Genomic DNA, 14,898 nt, shown 5'->3' with positions numbered 1-14,898 from the left:
GCCCCCTCGAACGAGGGGGCCTTTTGTCTGGGGTAGCCGCGAGGGTTCGAGACGGAGGGCTCAACCCTTGCGGCGCTTCACTCGGACCGTAGCAGGCTGAAGCCGCGGCTCGGGTCCTACGAGCCCATCGCGAATCCGGTCGATCGCGCGATCGAGCAATTGGCGCAGCCGCTGCGTCTTCCGCGACCGCTTCGCTCTTTCCAGCAGTTTCTTCATCGCATTCACTCCGCCGCTTCCTTGGCTTCAGCCGGCTCGAGCGCCGCGGCGATGGCTTCGTCGACGCGCTCCAGCCAGATGAACTCGAGGGTGTCCCGCGCGCTCTTCGGGATGTCGTCATAGTCCCGCTTGTTGCGCGCCGGCAGCATCACCCGCTTCAGGCCGGCAGCAGCCGCAGCCACCACCTTCTCCTTGATGCCGCCGACCGGCAGCACCAGGCCGCGCAGCGAGATCTCGCCGGTCATCGCGGTGTCACTCCTCACCGTGCGGTTGGTGAGCAGGGAGGTCAGCGCCGTGAACATCGCAACGCCCGCGCTCGGCCCGTCCTTCGGTGTTGCGCCCGCGGGGACGTGAACGTGGATGTCGCTCTTCTCGAACGCTTGCGGATCGATGCCGAGCTGAGAGGACCGGCTCTTCACCAGCGTCAGCGCAGCCTGCACGCTCTCGCGCATGACGTCGCCGAGCTGGCCGGTCAAAATCAGCCCGCCCTTGCCGGGCACGCGCGTGGCTTCGATGAACAGGATGTCACCGCCGACCGGCGTCCAGGCAAGGCCGGTGGCAACGCCCGGAACGCTGGTGCGCAGTGCGATCTCGCCCTCGAAGCGCGGCTGGCCGAGGACGGTGGCGATGTCCTTTGCCGTCACCACGACCTTCGCGGCCGTGCCTTCGGCGACCTGCACCGCGGCATGGCGGAGCACCTTGCCGATCTCGCGCTCGAGGTTACGCACGCCGGCCTCGCGGGTGTAGCCCTTAACGATCAGCTTCAAGGCCTCCGGCTCGATCTCGGCCTGCTCGGCCGAGAGGCCGTTGGCCTCCAGCTGCCGCCGCACCAGATAGCGCCGCGCGATCTCCAGCTTCTCGTCTTCGGTGTAGCCGGCGAGGCTGATCAGCTCCATGCGGTCCAGCAGCGGACCCGGGATCTGGTCGAGCATGTTGGCGGTCGCGATGAACACGACGCGCGACAGGTCGAAGGGCACGCCGAGGTAATTGTCCCGGAACGTCCCGTTCTGCTCGGGGTCGAGCACCTCCAGCATCGCGGCGGACGGATCGCCCTGCACGCCACGGCCCATCTTGTCGATCTCGTCCAGCATCATGACGCAATTCCGCGCGCCAGCCTTCTTGATGCCCTGGATGATGTTGCCGGGCAACGCGCCGATATAGGTGCGGCGGTGACCGCGGATCTCGGCCTCGTCATGCACGCCGCCGAGGCTGACGCGCACGAAAGGGCGATCCATCGCGCGCGCGATGGATTGGCCGAGCGAGGTCTTGCCGACGCCGGGCGGGCCGACGAAGCACAGGATCGGCGCCTTGCCCTGCGGGGCGAGCTTGCGCACCGCCAGATATTCGATGATCCGGCCCTTGATCTTCTCCAGGCCGAAATGGTCGGCATCCAGGATGGCTCGCGCCTCCTTGATGTCGATCGGCTTCTCCGCGGGCAGCGCCCAGGGCAGCTCGATCAGCCAGTCCAGATAGGTGCGGACCATGCCGGCCTCGCCGGCAGCCTCCGGCATGCGCTCGTAGCGGCGCAGCTCCTTCTTGGCATGCGCCTCCGCTTCCGGCGGCATGTTGGCCTTGGCGATCGCAGCCGTCAGCTCGGTGACCTCGGCCTGCTTGCCGTCGCCTTCGCCGAGCTGGCGCTGGATGGTCGCCATCTGCTCGCGCAGGATCGCCTCGCGCTGCCGCTCGTCGAAGGAGGCCTTGGTCTGCTGGCCGATTTCGTTGCTGATGCGCAGCACCTCCAGCCGCTCGGCCAGATGCTTCGACACCTTCTCCACGCGAAGAGCGAGGTCGATGGTCTCCAGCACCTCCTGCTTGTCCTGCGGCTTGATGTCCATGAACGAGGTTGCCAGATCCGCCAGCGCGCCGGGCGCGCTGGTGCCCTGGAACATCGCGGCGAGCTCCGGCGGCGCCTGCGGCAGCAGCTCGATCGCCTCGATGGCCTGGCGCTGCAGGTTCAGCGCGCGGGCCTCGATCTCGGGCGAGGTCGTGGTCGGCTCGGGGATCTGCTGGAAGCGCGCGGCCGGGAACGGCGTCCCCGGCAGGAAGTCGAGGATGCGCGCGCGCTGCACGCCCTGGCAGACGATGTGATGGGTGCCGTCGGGCGCGGTGATGTAGCGCACGATGTTGGCGATGGTTGCGACCCTGTAGAGGTCGTCCGGCCCGGGGTCATTGGTCTCGGGGCTGCGCTGCAGGACGATGCCAATCGGCCGCTGCTCGCGCAGCGCCTGCTGCGCGGCGGCAATGGACTTCGCCCGGCCGATCGTGATCGGCGCGATCGCGCCGGGAAACAGCACCATCTCGCGCACGGGGACGATGATCAGCGCGTCGTCGGGGATCTTCACGTCGTTATTGCTTTGTTCGTTGTTCATCTGTTCGGTGGCCATGATCGACCTCAGGATTTCGCGAGGCGCAGTGCGACGCAGCCGTCCATCACGAAGCGGCTGATGGCGTAACGGCCGAGGGGCAATGCAATGCGGCGCTCAAAACGCCCTTGCGGCAGCTCGAGCCGATGGATGCGGGCGTTGCGAAGCTCCGGCGGGAGGGTGCGCTGACCCGAGATGACGAGCACGCCGTCATGGATGACGGTCTCGACATTGTCCGGATTGACGCCGGGAAGCGCGACCAGGATCAGGAGCTCACGCTCGGTCTCGAGCACGTCGATCGGCGGCTCCCAGCAGGCTTCCTGGCGGCCGAACTGCTGGCGCAGCCGCTCGGCGCGGGTCAGCGAGTCCAGGGCTTCGGACAGCATCCAGTCGAGGGGATTTTTGGGTTGCATGATGCGGGCTCTGGGGTGGGAAAGCCTGCATATGGGGCCGGTTCCAAGGAAATCCAGTACGGTGGCGCGCACGTGCCATGCGCCGCCGTGCGATCAAGACAAGCGAACGCCGCGGCATGCGGCCGCGACGTTCCGTTCATTGCAGGGCGCGGGCTCAGGCCGCCGCGCGGTACTCTTGTTCCGCTTCGAGGTTGATCACGGAGGTGGCGAGCTCGGTCAGCGTGCGATCGGTCGCCTCTTCCTCGTCCAGCGTCTCCTGGAGCAGCCTTGCGGCGTCCTGCATGCCGAGCTCCTCGGCCCAGGTGCGCAGCGTGCCGTAGCGGGAGATCTCGTAATGCTCGACCGACTGCGCTGACGCGAGCAGTCCGGCATCGAGCGCCGGCGCGCCCTTGAACTCCTTCATGATCTCGGCGCCCTCGTCGGCAATGCCGTTGATGGCCTCGCAGGGCTTGCCGCGCGCCGGCTTGCCCAGCATCTTGAAGATCTGGTCGAGCCGTTTGACCTGCCCTTGGGTCTCGCGCAAATGCTTGTTGAAGGCGGCCGTAAGCTCCTTGGAATTCGCGGCCTTGGCCATCTTGGGCAGGGTCTTGATGATCTTGTTCTCGGCGAAATAGATGTCCTTCAGCGTCTCCAGAAACAGGTCGCTGAGCATCTTCGGCGCCTGACGCGGCCGGCGCGCCGCGGTCTTCTTTGTCGTGCGTTTCTTCGCTCGTTTAGCCATACGTCCTCCTCATGAGGTAACACGGGAAGGCCTCGCCCTCCTCAATCCTCAGGCGATCAAAGCCGCGCCATGAATGAAAGTTCCAAACTGCAACCGGCGAAGGCTCAGGTCGGGCGCTTGTAGGGATCTTCCTGGCGCTGCCGTGCCTCGGTGTTGCGATCGAGCTGCGCCCGCTCGCTGCGGCGCAAGTTGCCCGCCTTCATCACGCCGTAAACGAGCGCCCCGCCGAGCACGAACGCGCCGATGAACCAGAGCCAAAGCATCTGGGCCGAGGCGTGGCCCAGGAGCATGCTAATGCCGCTGTCGCTCATGATTGGTCTCCACGATTGTCCATTGCTATCACGCTGAGCTAAGTCGGCGGTCGAAACCTCGTTCCATGCGACCGCAGCCGGTGACGTCAGACCAGGTCGGTCAGCGGTTGCCGCACCGCTTGCGCTTTCGGCTCGCCGCCCCGGGCGGTGAAGTCTCCGGCTTCGGTCGAGGTCCGCAGCCATTTCGTCACGTCGCTGATTGCTTCCCGCGGCGAGTGGCCGAACTTGCGCAAGCCGCGAAAATATTCGAGCTGAAGGTGGGCCGACGTGCCGCGCTTGGGGATCGACTTCAGATGCTGGATGTCGTTTTCGATGCCGAGATGGTCGACGTGGGGTGCCACCATGGCGATCACCGAATCGAGCCAGCTTCTGAACGAGACCGGCTCGAACGAGACCAGGTCGATATAGGTGCCGTCGGTTCCGTAGCGCTGGGCGCGCCAGCGATTCTCCTCCACCAGCGCGCGGTGCACGGCCGAATAGGTGGCGTTCAGCTCGGGATGGTGGACGGCGTGGCGGACCAGCGCGCGGAACAGCGCCGCGATCGCCACCGAATCCGCGATCGCCGTGCAGCAATCGGTGATGCGCAGCTCGAGCGTCGGATGCTGCAGCGAGGGCCGCAACGCCCACCAGACATAGGTGGCGTTGGGGACGATGCCGGCATCGACCAAGGTCTTCACGTAGGTCTCGTATTCGGAAAGGTTCCGAAACATCTCGGGAAAGCCGGTCCGGGGCAGGGCATCGTTGGCGGCATTGCGGTAGCCCAGCAATCCTGTCGGGTAGCCGCACCAGAACGGTGAGGAGGTCGAGAGCGCCAGCAGCAGCGGCAGGAACGGCACCAGGCGGTGCATGATCTCGACGCGCAAATCGGGCTCGGGGACCTCGACATGGACGTGCAGTCCGCTGATCGGGTTGCCGAGGCCGACCATCCCGAGATCGCTGATGACCTTGCTGTAGCGACGCTTGCGCGTCATGCGCTGCTGCTGCGGCTGCGCCAGCGGGTGTGTGCCGGCCGCGATGATGCCGACGCCGTGGTCCTTGCCGACCTCGGTGAGCACCGCGCGATAATGCGCGAGCTCGGCCAGCGCATCGGTCGAAGACGTCAGCGGCGGCGTCGCCACCTCGATCTGCGATTGCAGGATCTCGGTGGTCAGCCGCTCGCCGAGCCGCTTTTGCGCCGCGGCCATGTAGGGCTTGGGCAGCTCGGATCGCGGCGCCGCGGACTGGCGGTTGACCAGAAAATATTCCTCCTCGATGCCGAAGCGGTAGCGGTGCATCGCCTACGCCGCCCCTTGTGCCTTGGCGTGGCGGCGAACCGCGTCTCCAAAAGCCGCCAGAATGCGCGCCGAGGCGTGGTCGGAGCTCGCCCAATAATCGGGATGGAAAAGCGTGCCGAGCGCAAAATCGCTGGCGCCCTCGACGCTGACGGCCTCGATCGAGCCGTCGTCAGCGACGGCCTCCGCGACGAGACCCGGTGCGAGATCGGCGATCAGGAAGCTGTGCAGCGAATTCACTAGAATCGAATCCGCGCCGCAGATCTGCTGCAGGACGCCGCCCTTGCGCAAGGCCACCTTCTGCCGCAGCCGATAGCGGGCATCCTCGTTGTCCGCGTCGGGCGTGCCATGGCGTTGCTCCTCGGGCAAATCGTCTGGCTCTTTCGCCAGCGTGCCGCCGAAAGCGACGTTCAGCTCCTGGAAGCCGCGACAGATGAACAGAGCGGGGATGCCCCGCGCCAGCGCCCGCGGGATCAGGCGCAGCGCGACCTCGTCGCGGAATTCGTCGAACGGGCCGTCACGCTTCTCGTCGACCGTTTGTCCATAGCGGGACGGATGGACGTTGGTCTGTCCGCCGCCGACCAAGAGGCCGTCGAGCCTGTCCAGATAGGCATCGATGTCAGCCTCCGGCGCCGCGGGCAGAATCCGCGGCACGGCGCCGGCGACGAGGCCGATCGCATTGACGCAGACCATCGAAACGGCGGCGAGCTGTTCGCCGCGCGCGACCATGGAATCGGAGAGAATGCCGATCTGCGGTGCGCCGCTGCGCCCCTGCCACTGCCCGCGCGAGGCGCTACGCCGCCACTGCTGAAGGCCGTACGCCACGGCATCCGCTGCGCTGCCGAATTGATGAATCGCTGCCTTGAGCTCTCTGACGTTTGTCCCTAATCGAAGTGCCCAACGGCTGCAGGCAACGGGATCGTGCGGATCAATTCTGGAACGGGGCTCGTGCAATTGCTTCGGCTGCTTCTGTTCGTGTATCGATGCACAGTGAAACGGCAATCGTCGGGAATGGTTGCTTTGCGATTGCACCGTTCGATCTCATTGCCTCCGCACCAGCCTTAACTTTTGTTATGGCTCTCGCGCGTCTTCGGCATGCTGCTCGCCGCCTATTCCGTGCAGTTCGTCATCAACGGGGTCGGTCCGGATCGGCCTGCCCCTGTAGCTGCGACAATCTGTTAACCTGTCGCTATCCCGTTCGGCCGGAGTGTCACGGGATCCGGGACGCTTTCGCTTGCACTGTCATGTTGCTTTGACGTAACTCGGTCCAACAAGCCCTCGACAGGAAATCGACATGTCGATGACAGCGGACGAGCTCGGCAAGAGACAGGCCATTATCGACGCCTGCCGGCGCATGAACGCGCTCGGCATCAACCAGGGCACATCGGGCAATATCAGCGTCCGGCATGTGGACGGCCTCCTGGTCACGCCGACCAGCGTGCCCTATGAGGCCATGCGTCCGGACCAGATCGTCTTCATGGCCATGGACGGCTCGCACGCGCCCGACCAGAAGCCGTCGAGCGAATGGCGCTTTCATCGCGACATCCTGAAGTCGCGGCCCGACGTCAACGCCGTCGTGCATGCCCATCCGACCTATTGCACCATCCTGGCGATCATGGGCATGGAGATCCCGCCCGTGCACTACATGATTGCGGCGGCGGGCGGCGACAGCATCCGCTGCGCCCCCTACGCGACGTTCGGAACGGCCGAGCTGTCCGAGCATGCGGTGCGGGCGCTGGAGGGACGGCTCGCCTGCCTGCTGGATCATCACGGCATGATCGCGATCGGCAAGACCCTGGACAAGGCGATGTGGCTGGCGGTCGAGGTCGAGACGCTGGCGCGGCAATATCACGGCTGTCTGCAGATCGGACAACCGCCGCTGCTCCCGAGCGAGGAGATCGAGCGGGTCCGTCAGCGCATGGCCGGCTACGGCCTGTCGGAAGGGTAGGGCGGGCCAGACGGTGTTAGTGCGGATCAAACATCTCGTCGATCGCAAGAAGACGAACCGCACCATGGTTCGGCTGCGCGCGCTGTTGCGCAGCAACGAGTTCTACCTGATCCCGCTGGCGCTCGTGATCGGCACGCTCGCGGGCGCGGTCGTGACGCTGATGGCCCACATCGCGCAGATCGCGCATGTCGTGATCTACGGCATTCCCATCGATGTCCACTTGTCGGCCCACGCGAGCGTCAGCCCATGGGCGGCACTGATCGCGCCTGCGCTCGGCGGGCTGGCGCTCGGAATCATGGAATGGTCGCGGCGGCGCATGAAGATATCGAACGCGGTCGATCCGATCGAGGCGAACGCGCTGCGGGGCGGCAATCTGTCGATGCGCGACAGCGTGGTGGTCGCAGGCCAGACTCTGATCTCGAATGGTTGCGGCGCCTCCGTCGGCCTCGAGGCGGGCTACACTCAGATCGGCTCTGGCATCGCCTCGCAGCTCGGCAAGTTCTTCAATCTCCGCCGCACCGATCTGCGCCTGATGGTCGGTTGCGGGGCCGCGGCAGCGATCGCGGCGGCGTTCGGCGCGCCGATCACCGGCGCCTTCTACGCCTGCGAGCTGATCGTCGGCGTCTATGCCGTGGGCAGCGCCGCGCCGATCCTCGCCGCCTCCCTCGCGGGGGCCTTGACTGCGCAATGGCTGGGCGGCGCCCCATACTCGCTGGAGATACCCAAGGTCAGCGCCGTCGGTGTCGAGCAATATCTGGCGCTGATCGGGCTCGCCCTCATCACCAGCGGCGTCGGCATCGCCGTGATGCGCTCCTCGCCGATGTTCGAGCGGCTGTTCGCCTGGATGCCGGTCTGGCTCCGTCCTGTGATCGGCGGCCTCATCGTCGGCGGCTTCGCCATCATCACGCCGCAGGTTCTCGCGGCCGGTCATGGCGCCATGGTGCTCGATCTCTTCCACGACATGACGATCGGCCTGATCGCGCTGATCATCGCCTTGAAGCTGACGGCCTGCCTGATCTCGCTCGCCTCGGGCTTTCGCGGCGGCCTGTTCTTCGCCTCGCTGTTCGTCGGCAGCCTGATCGGAAAGTTCTTTGCCGCGGTGCTGCTGCTCATTAGCCCGAACTTCGCGATCGATCCGCTGGTGGCGATGCTGACCGGCATGGCGACGCTCGGCGTCGCCATCGTCGGCGGCCCGCTCACGATGTCGTTCCTCGTGCTGGAGATGACACGTAACGTCGACGTCACCGCCGTGGTGCTGGCCGGCTGCATCGTGACCTCGATCTGCGTGCGCTTCATGTTCGGCCATTCCTTCTCAACCTGGCGCCTGCATCTGCGCGGCGAGACCATCCGCAGCGCCAACGACGTCGGCTGGCTGCGCAATCTTACGGTCGAGCGCCTGATGCGCTCGGACGTCGGCAAGGTGCCCTCGACCACGACGATCGCCGCCGCGCGCCGCGAGTTCGCGCTCGGCTCGCGGCCGGGAATCGTCATCGTCAACAATGCTGACGAATATATCGGCCTCGTCCTGCTGCCTGATTTGTTCTCCAGCGACCTCGACACCATCGCCGACGACATCCAAGTGATCGAGCTCGCCCGGCTGATCGATATCGTGCTGATCCCGGAAATGAACGTGAAGTCGGCGATGGCGGTGTTCGACGAGGCCGAGGCGGAGATGCTGGCGGTGGTCGATTCCACCGACAGCCGCAAGGTGGTCGGCTTCCTCACCGAGAGCTTCGCCCGCCGCCGCTATGTCGAGGAAATCGACAAGGCGACGAGAGGCGTGCTGGGGGCGCTGTCGTAGGCGCGGTTACCGGCGGGGTGGCGCTGCGACGAGCCAGGCCACGATGCGGCGGACCAGCGGCAGCACCACGAGCAGGGTCGGGAAGGCGACGAGCCAGGACAGTCCCCAGGCGCCCGGCCAGGTCGCCAGGAACGCCGGCGTCGCCCCCAGGCTCCGCAGCGTCGAAATGACCGATACCACCGCCGTCATGAGGATGGACAGCACGAATGGCATCACGATCGGCGCATAGCGCGCCGGCAGTTTGCGAACCACAATCATCTGGTTTCTCTGGGAAAAGGACGCGTCGATCACGTTGAACCCTAAAATGGCATCGATCCCGACGGCGTCGGTTGATGCGTTGGTTCACGTAAAACGCTTACGGCGGCCGAAAACGGCGCGGCTGTTCATTAATCGCTCAGGTTGGCTGGTTCAAGCTGGGTCTGATCGTTCGGGATTTACAATCGTTCAAAGCGTGGCAGATCGCCGCGATCATGAAACCATTTCAGTGGTTTGCGGATTATAGATCGTTTGCTTATGTTTCTTTGGGCGAGAACAGAGGAAATTCGAACATGAGTATTGGACCCGTGATTTCCGCAGCCGGCCGCAACACGATCGTGGTCGCGCTCGCAGGCCTCGCCCTGATTGCGGCTTCCGCTTCCCCTTCAGCAGCGGCGTCGGCCGGGACACCGGCCACCAAGGTGGCCGTCGCCGGCCAGGCTGCCTCCGACGTCACCGATTTCAGCGCACACCGGCGACGTTACTATCGACGCGGGCCGAATGCCGCGGGTCTCGCCTTCATGGGCGTGGCGGCGGGTCTGATCGGAGGCGCGATCGCCGAGAGCCGCCGCCGCGAATATTATGAAAACCGCTATTATTATGGTGGCTATGGCCCGCGTTACTACGGCGGCCCTGGCTACTACGGCGGTTCCGGCTACTACTACGATCCGGGCTATCGTTACGCACCGTACTGAGCGCTCCAGGTCTCGACGAGCTCAATCTCGTCTCTCGTAGCCCGGATGGAGCGAAAGCGTAATCCGGGGCTGCGCGCTCGGCATCTTGCGCTGTCCCGGATTACGCTGGCGCTCCATCCAGGCTACGGGACCGAGGTGTGTCGCGGCGCTGTCAACCCGCTCGCGCGAAAATATTCCGCTTTACCGAAATTCGGAAATGGCGTATGTCTCGCCCATCCCGGCTCAATCTCGAGGGGCGATCATGAGGTCGTCATTGTCGCGAGCCGGGCTTGCGGTGGACGCGGCAGCGTCGGGCGCGAAAGGTGCGGGCAGGGAGGGTAGTCCCCGGTGAGCTCGCGGCCACGCGCGGACGAACGGCGCTGCTAGGCTTCGTCTCGTCTGTAAGTTTCCGGCGCTGTCGACGGTGTCAGGGAATACTGCGGCGAAATGGCGGGCCGTGCGTACGGCAAAACCGTGTGGTCCTGGCCGTCGTTGCTACGGTCAAGCTCTTGCGGATGCGGCATTCGCGCCAACCGGCACGGGTGCTGGTGAATTCCGTGAGCGCGAGGGAGGCCAGAGGGAACTCGGCTCCCGGGAGAGCGCGGCATAAGCCGTCCGACCATCGCGCAGGGAAGGCCGAGTGATCGGCACCACCTGTATGCTGCTGTGCGGTTTTCTGCGTGTGCATTTTGCGCAGCAGACCGCGGGTGCGATGTCGGCACCCGGCCTTCCCTGCGCCCTCCTGCATCTCAGGGCGGCGAGATCAAGCAAAGCTCGGGCGAATTGCGCCGCGAGGATGCGAAGGCGTGTCTGTGATGCCGTAGATGCCGTAGGACGGGTAGAGCGAAGCGAAACCCATCATGCTTCAGCGAGGAGGATGCGTGATGGGTTTCGCTTCGCTCTACCCATCCTACGAGTTCTGCCGAGCCGGGGCCCATCTATCCGCAATTGCCGCGTTGCCTGGGGTCCCGGCTCTGCGCCGCAACGCTCCACGCGCTGCCGCTTGTCCGGGACACGGGAGAGCTGCATTGTCGCGCTGGAGCGCGCCAGACGTCGTTGGCGCTGGCGCCCCTTTGCCCGGCAATTCCGCCGGTGGACTCACCTCCTGCAATCCGGTTCAATGGCAACGAGCTTTCAGGCGATCGGGCAGGCCGGGTGGCGTGCCCAACTCGTACGAGAGCCTCTCGCGCCACTTGCGCGAAACGGTCGGGAGTGCTTTTTGCTGAAAGTTCCCCGCGGGGCGCATCGCCCCCGATCCAGAGAGATGAGATGAGCAAACTCGTTATCCGCGCCGGCGATTTCACCTTCGATGCCCGTTTCGAGGAGCAGGCGGCGCCCAAGACCGTCGCCGCCTTCCGCAAGGCGCTGCCGTTCGAAAGCCACATCATCCATGTGCGCTGGAGCGGCGAGGCCGTGTGGATGCCGCTCGGCGACCTCGACTTCGGCGTCGGCTACGAGAACCACACCTCCTATCCCGCGCCCGGCCAGATCATTCTCTATCCCGGCGGCATCAGCGAGACCGAGATCCTGCTGGCCTATGGCGGCGTGCATTTCGCGAGCAAGATGGGCCAGCTCGCCGGCAACCATTTCATCACGCTGACCTCGGGCCTGGAGAACCTGGCGACGCTGGGCAAGAGCGTGCTGTGGAAGGGCGCGCTGCCGATCCGCTTCGAGGAAATCTGAGTGACTGAGCCCCGCTACCCGCGCGATCTTCGCGGCTACGGCCGCAACCCGCCGCACCCGCAATGGCCCGGCAACGCGCGGGTCGCGGTGCAGTTCGTCGTCAATTTCGAGGAAGGTGGCGAGAACAACATCCTGCACGGCGACCGCGCCTCGGAGGCCTTTCTGTCCGACGTGCTCGGGGCGCAGCCCTGGCCCGGCCAGCGCCACGCCAACATCGAATCCATGTTCGAATATGGCTCGCGAGCCGGCTTCTGGCGGCTGTGGCGGATGTTCAATGAGCGGAACTGGCCGACCACCGTGTTTGGCGTCGCCACCGCGCTCAAGCGTAATCCGGAAATCGTTGCTGCCATGAAGGAGGCCGGCTGGGATATCGCCAGCCACAGCCTGAAATGGATCGAGCACAAGGACATGACCGAGGCGCAGGAGCGCGCCGAAATCGCCGAGTCCATCCGCGTGCATACCGAGGCGACTGGCTCGCGGCCGCTCGGCTGGTACACCGGGCGCTCCTCGATCAACACCAACCGTCTGTTGATGGAGGAGGGTGGCTTCCTCTATCTCTGCGACTCCTATGCCGACGATCTGCCCTATTGGGTCAAGGGCGCTAGCGGCAAGCAGCTCATCATTCCCTATACGCTCGATGCCAACGACATGCGGTTCATCAACCCGCAGGGCTTTGCCGAGGGCGAGCAGTTCTACACCTATCTGAAGGATGCCTTCGACGTGCTCTACGCGGAGGGCGAAACCGCGCCGAAGATGATGTCGGTCGGCCTGCACTGCCGCCTCGCCGGCCGGCCCGGCCGCGCAGCGGGCCTGATCCGCTTCCTCGACTATATCGGCAAGCATGAGCGCGTCTGGGTGCCGACCCGGCTGCAGATCGCGCAGCACTGGCACGAGAAGCACGCCCATCTTGCCGCCGACGCATTCGAGATCGGGTGAGATGATGTCGCAGATTTCGCTCGCCGATCTCAACGCTGCAAGCACGGCCGACTTCGTCGCGGCGCTCGCCAACGTCGTCGAATATTCGCCGTGGATCGCCGAGCAGCTCGCGGCAAAGCGGCCGTTCGCCGGCATCAACGAGTTGCACGCCGCGCTGATGGCGGCGATCCAGAGCGCCGAGCCCGACGTGCAGCTGGCGCTGATCCGGGCGCATCCCGATCTCGCCAACAAGACGCAGCGCGCCGCGGGCCTCACCGCGGAATCGACCGACGAGCAGAACAGCGCCGGGCTCGACCGGCTGTCGGATGCCGAATATTCCGCGTTCGAGCGGGCCAACAACGCCTATCGCGACAAGTTCGGCTTCCCCTATATCATCTGCGTGCGCCGTCACACCAAGGATTCCGTGCTGCGCGACTTCGAGGCGCGGCTGCTCAACATCGCCAAGACCGAGACAAGGCGTGCGATCGAGGAGATCGGCCGCATCTCGGCGCTGCGGCTCGACCAGCTCGTCGCCGCAGACGACAGGCTGAAGGTGCACGGGCGGCTCTCGACCCATGTGCTCGACAACCAGATCGGCAAGCCCGCACCTAGCATTCCGATCGAGCTCGTGGAGCTCGCGAGCCTTGGCGAGAACCGCGTCATCGCGCGCACGGTGACCAATGCCGACGGCCGCACCGACCAGCCGCTGATCGGCGGCCGTCCGCTGCCGATCGGCCGCTACGAGCTGCGCTTCAGCGTCGCCAAATATTACGCCGCGCGCAACGTGCCGCTGTCCGATCCGCCGTTTCTCGACGAGATCCCGCTGCGCTTTGCGATCAGCGAGCCGGAAAGCCATTACCACGTGCCGCTGCTGGTCACGCCCTGGAGTTACTCGACCTATCGCGGCAGCTAAACATGTTGCGCCGATGCGGCGGCTGACGCCGCGTCGGCCTCCGCGGCAGCGCCACCGCTCAACCCGTTGAAGAAGGCATTGAGCAGCACCGACACGACCGCGCAGAGCAGGATGCCGGACTCCAGCAGCGGATGCAGATTGTGCGGCAGATTGCGGAAAAAACCCGGAGCAACGAGCGGGATCAATCCAAAGCCGATCGAGATCGCGACAATGAAGAGATTGTAGCGGTTGTTGCGGAAATCGACCGAGGCCAGGATGCGTGCGCCGGTGGCCGCCACCATGCCGAACATCACGAGGCCGGCGCCGCCGAGCACGACCAGCGGCACCGCTTCCACCAGCGCGGCGAGCTTCGGCAACAGCCCGAGCACGAGCAGGATGCAGCCGGCCGTCACCGTCACCCAGCGCGAGCGCACGGCCGTGACCGAGACGAGGCCGACGTTCTGCGAAAACGAGGTATAGGGAAACGTGTTGAAGATGCCGCCGAGCAGCGTGCCGAGCCCGTCGGCGCGTAAGCCGCGGCTCAGGGCTTCGCGGTCGACGGCCTTGCCGGTGATCTCGCCGAGCGCCAGGAACATACCGAGCGATTCGATCATCACCACGATCATGACGATGCACATGGTGATGACAGGCACCAGGTGGAATTGCGGCATGCCGAAGCGGAAGGGAATCACGAGTGCGCCCCAGGAGGCGGCGGCGACCTTGTCGAAATGCATCACGCCCAGAATGCTCGCGAGCACCGCGCCGGCGATGATGCCGAGCAGCACGGCGACGTTGGCGAGAAACCCGCTGCCCCATTTGATCAGGCCGAGGATGAAGAGCAGCACGAACAGCGAGATGCCGAGCCCCTGCAATTGCCCATAGGCTGGATTGGGAAAGCTGCCGGGAACGCCGTCGACCACCTTCGTCAACGTCGGCAGGCCGCCGCCGGCCCAGTTGATGCCGACGCGCATCAGGGAGATGCCGATGATGAGAATGATGGTGCCGGTGACGACGGGAGGAAACAGCGGCAGCAGCCGGCTGACGAACGGCGCAACGACGATGCCGAACAGGCCGGCGGCGATCACGGAGCCGTAGATGCCGAGCAGGCCGATTTCCGGTGAAGCCGCCATCGACAGCATCGGGCCGACCGAGGCAAAGGTCACGCCCATCATCACGGGCAGGCGGATGCCGACGCCGGGGAAGCCGAGGCACTGGACCAGCGTCACAAGTCCGCAGGCGAACAGGTCGGCGCTGATCAGGAAGGCGACGTCCTCCGGCGGCAGCTTCAGCGCGCGGCCGATGATGAGGGGGACCGCGACCGCGCCGGCATACATCACCAGCACGTGCTGGAGCCCGAGCGCGAGCAGGCGCGGGACCGGCAGGACCTCGTCGACGGGATGGACGTCGTTGCTCATGGATGTATCCCCCGAAACAT

At 65.5% G+C, this 14,898-nt stretch carries 15 protein-coding genes and 1 pseudogene; 6 read left to right on the top strand and 10 right to left on the bottom strand.

Annotated elements, in window-relative coordinates; all coding sequences use genetic code 11:
• Window positions 1-60: 60 nt before the first annotated feature.
• From GA0061099_RS41485 to GA0061099_RS43170, 8 genes and pseudogenes are all read right to left on the bottom strand, one after another.
• Complete coding sequence (locus GA0061099_RS41485) at window positions 61-216, bottom strand: hypothetical protein (protein ID WP_167361688.1); 156 nt, start codon at window positions 214-216, stop codon at window positions 61-63.
• A 5-nt stretch (window positions 217-221) separates the two neighbouring features.
• Complete coding sequence (gene lon / locus GA0061099_RS31455) at window positions 222-2,600, bottom strand: endopeptidase La (RefSeq protein WP_036007855.1); 2,379 nt, start codon at window positions 2,598-2,600, stop codon at window positions 222-224.
• 8 nt (window positions 2,601-2,608) lie between these two features.
• On the bottom strand, window positions 2,609-2,992 hold the full coding sequence (locus tag GA0061099_RS31450; RefSeq protein ID WP_074448221.1) for an Hsp20/alpha crystallin family protein: 384 nt from the start codon (window positions 2,990-2,992) through the stop codon (window positions 2,609-2,611).
• A gap of 154 nt (window positions 2,993-3,146) precedes the next feature.
• Complete coding sequence (locus GA0061099_RS31445) at window positions 3,147-3,713, bottom strand: YciE/YciF ferroxidase family protein (protein WP_036007836.1); 567 nt, start codon at window positions 3,711-3,713, stop codon at window positions 3,147-3,149.
• 104 nt (window positions 3,714-3,817) lie between these two features.
• A complete protein-coding gene (locus GA0061099_RS31440) occupies window positions 3,818-4,024 on the bottom strand; it encodes a hypothetical protein (protein WP_036007833.1) in 207 nt (68 codons plus the stop codon).
• A gap of 86 nt (window positions 4,025-4,110) precedes the next feature.
• Complete coding sequence (locus GA0061099_RS31435; protein WP_050996100.1) at window positions 4,111-5,298, bottom strand: carboxylate-amine ligase; 1,188 nt, start codon at window positions 5,296-5,298, stop codon at window positions 4,111-4,113.
• Between the two features lie 3 nt (window positions 5,299-5,301).
• The gene (locus GA0061099_RS31430; protein WP_050996103.1) at window positions 5,302-6,120 is read right to left on the bottom strand and encodes a gamma-glutamyl-gamma-aminobutyrate hydrolase family protein; all 819 of its coding nucleotides are present in this window, start codon (window positions 6,118-6,120) and stop codon (window positions 5,302-5,304) included.
• 6 nt (window positions 6,121-6,126) lie between these two features.
• Window positions 6,127-6,327, bottom strand: a pseudogene (locus tag GA0061099_RS43170) (DUF3606 domain-containing protein); the annotation flags it as partial.
• A 262-nt stretch (window positions 6,328-6,589) separates the two neighbouring features.
• Between GA0061099_RS43170 and GA0061099_RS31420 the strand changes: the two are divergent.
• Together GA0061099_RS31420 and GA0061099_RS31415 are read left to right on the top strand one after the other, a co-directional pair.
• Window positions 6,590-7,243 (top strand): L-fuculose-phosphate aldolase, encoded by a 654-nt coding sequence (locus GA0061099_RS31420; RefSeq protein WP_193374969.1) that lies wholly within the window; start codon window positions 6,590-6,592, stop codon window positions 7,241-7,243.
• Between the two features lie 13 nt (window positions 7,244-7,256).
• Window positions 7,257-9,044 (top strand): chloride channel protein, encoded by a 1,788-nt coding sequence (locus tag GA0061099_RS31415; protein ID WP_036007832.1) that lies wholly within the window; start codon window positions 7,257-7,259, stop codon window positions 9,042-9,044.
• Window positions 9,045-9,050: 6 nt separating this feature from the next.
• On the opposite strand, the gene GA0061099_RS31410 is transcribed toward GA0061099_RS31415, so the two are convergent.
• Window positions 9,051-9,302 carry a DUF2798 domain-containing protein gene (locus GA0061099_RS31410; protein ID WP_036007830.1) on the bottom strand — a complete coding sequence of 84 codons (252 nt, stop codon included), beginning with the start codon at window positions 9,300-9,302 and terminating at the stop codon, window positions 9,051-9,053.
• A 290-nt stretch (window positions 9,303-9,592) separates the two neighbouring features.
• Here GA0061099_RS31410 and GA0061099_RS31405 point away from each other — a divergent pair, with 290 nt between their 5' ends.
• The 4 genes from GA0061099_RS31405 (at window position 9,593) to uraD (ending at window position 13,484) form a co-directional block, all read left to right on the top strand.
• Window positions 9,593-9,994: a hypothetical protein gene (locus GA0061099_RS31405; RefSeq protein ID WP_036007827.1), complete on the top strand. Its 402-nt coding sequence runs from the start codon at window positions 9,593-9,595 to the stop codon at window positions 9,992-9,994.
• A gap of 1,248 nt (window positions 9,995-11,242) precedes the next feature.
• Complete coding sequence (locus GA0061099_RS31395) at window positions 11,243-11,656, top strand: DUF3830 family protein (protein ID WP_036007820.1); 414 nt, start codon at window positions 11,243-11,245, stop codon at window positions 11,654-11,656.
• The gene (puuE, locus tag GA0061099_RS31390) at window positions 11,657-12,592 is read left to right on the top strand and encodes an allantoinase PuuE (protein ID WP_036007818.1); all 936 of its coding nucleotides are present in this window, start codon (window positions 11,657-11,659) and stop codon (window positions 12,590-12,592) included. It begins immediately after the preceding gene.
• A 4-nt stretch (window positions 12,593-12,596) separates the two neighbouring features.
• Window positions 12,597-13,484, top strand: a complete 888-nt coding sequence (gene uraD / locus GA0061099_RS31385; RefSeq protein WP_074448233.1) for a 2-oxo-4-hydroxy-4-carboxy-5-ureidoimidazoline decarboxylase — start codon at window positions 12,597-12,599, stop codon at window positions 13,482-13,484.
• Here the strand turns inward: uraD and GA0061099_RS31380 are convergent.
• Window positions 13,481-14,878 carry a nucleobase:cation symporter-2 family protein gene (locus GA0061099_RS31380; RefSeq protein WP_036028820.1) on the bottom strand — a complete coding sequence of 466 codons (1,398 nt, stop codon included), beginning with the start codon at window positions 14,876-14,878 and terminating at the stop codon, window positions 13,481-13,483. The genes uraD and GA0061099_RS31380 overlap by 4 nt on opposite strands.
• Window positions 14,879-14,898 lie beyond the last annotated feature (20 nt).

The sequence above is a fragment of the Bradyrhizobium yuanmingense genome (genome assembly GCF_900094575.1).
GTDB classification, from domain to species: Bacteria; Pseudomonadota; Alphaproteobacteria; order Rhizobiales; family Xanthobacteraceae; genus Bradyrhizobium; species Bradyrhizobium yuanmingense.
This window is presented reverse-complemented; position numbering and strand designations above follow the sequence as displayed.

Excerpts from the sequence above, each read along its gene's own strand:
- GA0061099_RS41485 (WP_167361688.1), bottom strand. The coding sequence starts at position 216 with ATGAAGAAACTGCTGGAAAGAGCGAAGCGGTCGCGGAAGACGCAGCGG.
- lon (WP_036007855.1), bottom strand. The coding sequence starts at position 2,600 with ATGGCCACCGAACAGATGAACAACGAACAAAGCAATAACGACGTGAAG.
- GA0061099_RS31450 (WP_074448221.1), bottom strand. The coding sequence starts at position 2,992 with ATGCAACCCAAAAATCCCCTCGACTGGATGCTGTCCGAAGCCCTGGAC.
- GA0061099_RS31445 (WP_036007836.1), bottom strand. The coding sequence starts at position 3,713 with ATGGCTAAACGAGCGAAGAAACGCACGACAAAGAAGACCGCGGCGCGC.
- GA0061099_RS31440 (WP_036007833.1), bottom strand. The coding sequence starts at position 4,024 with ATGAGCGACAGCGGCATTAGCATGCTCCTGGGCCACGCCTCGGCCCAG.
- GA0061099_RS31435 (WP_050996100.1), bottom strand. The coding sequence starts at position 5,298 with ATGCACCGCTACCGCTTCGGCATCGAGGAGGAATATTTTCTGGTCAAC.
- GA0061099_RS31420 (WP_193374969.1), top strand. The coding sequence starts at position 6,590 with ATGTCGATGACAGCGGACGAGCTCGGCAAGAGACAGGCCATTATCGAC.
- GA0061099_RS31410 (WP_036007830.1), bottom strand. The coding sequence starts at position 9,302 with ATGATTGTGGTTCGCAAACTGCCGGCGCGCTATGCGCCGATCGTGATG.
- GA0061099_RS31405 (WP_036007827.1), top strand. The coding sequence starts at position 9,593 with ATGAGTATTGGACCCGTGATTTCCGCAGCCGGCCGCAACACGATCGTG.
- GA0061099_RS31395 (WP_036007820.1), top strand. The coding sequence starts at position 11,243 with ATGAGCAAACTCGTTATCCGCGCCGGCGATTTCACCTTCGATGCCCGT.
- uraD (WP_074448233.1), top strand. The coding sequence starts at position 12,597 with ATGTCGCAGATTTCGCTCGCCGATCTCAACGCTGCAAGCACGGCCGAC.
- GA0061099_RS31380 (WP_036028820.1), bottom strand. The coding sequence starts at position 14,878 with ATGAGCAACGACGTCCATCCCGTCGACGAGGTCCTGCCGGTCCCGCGC.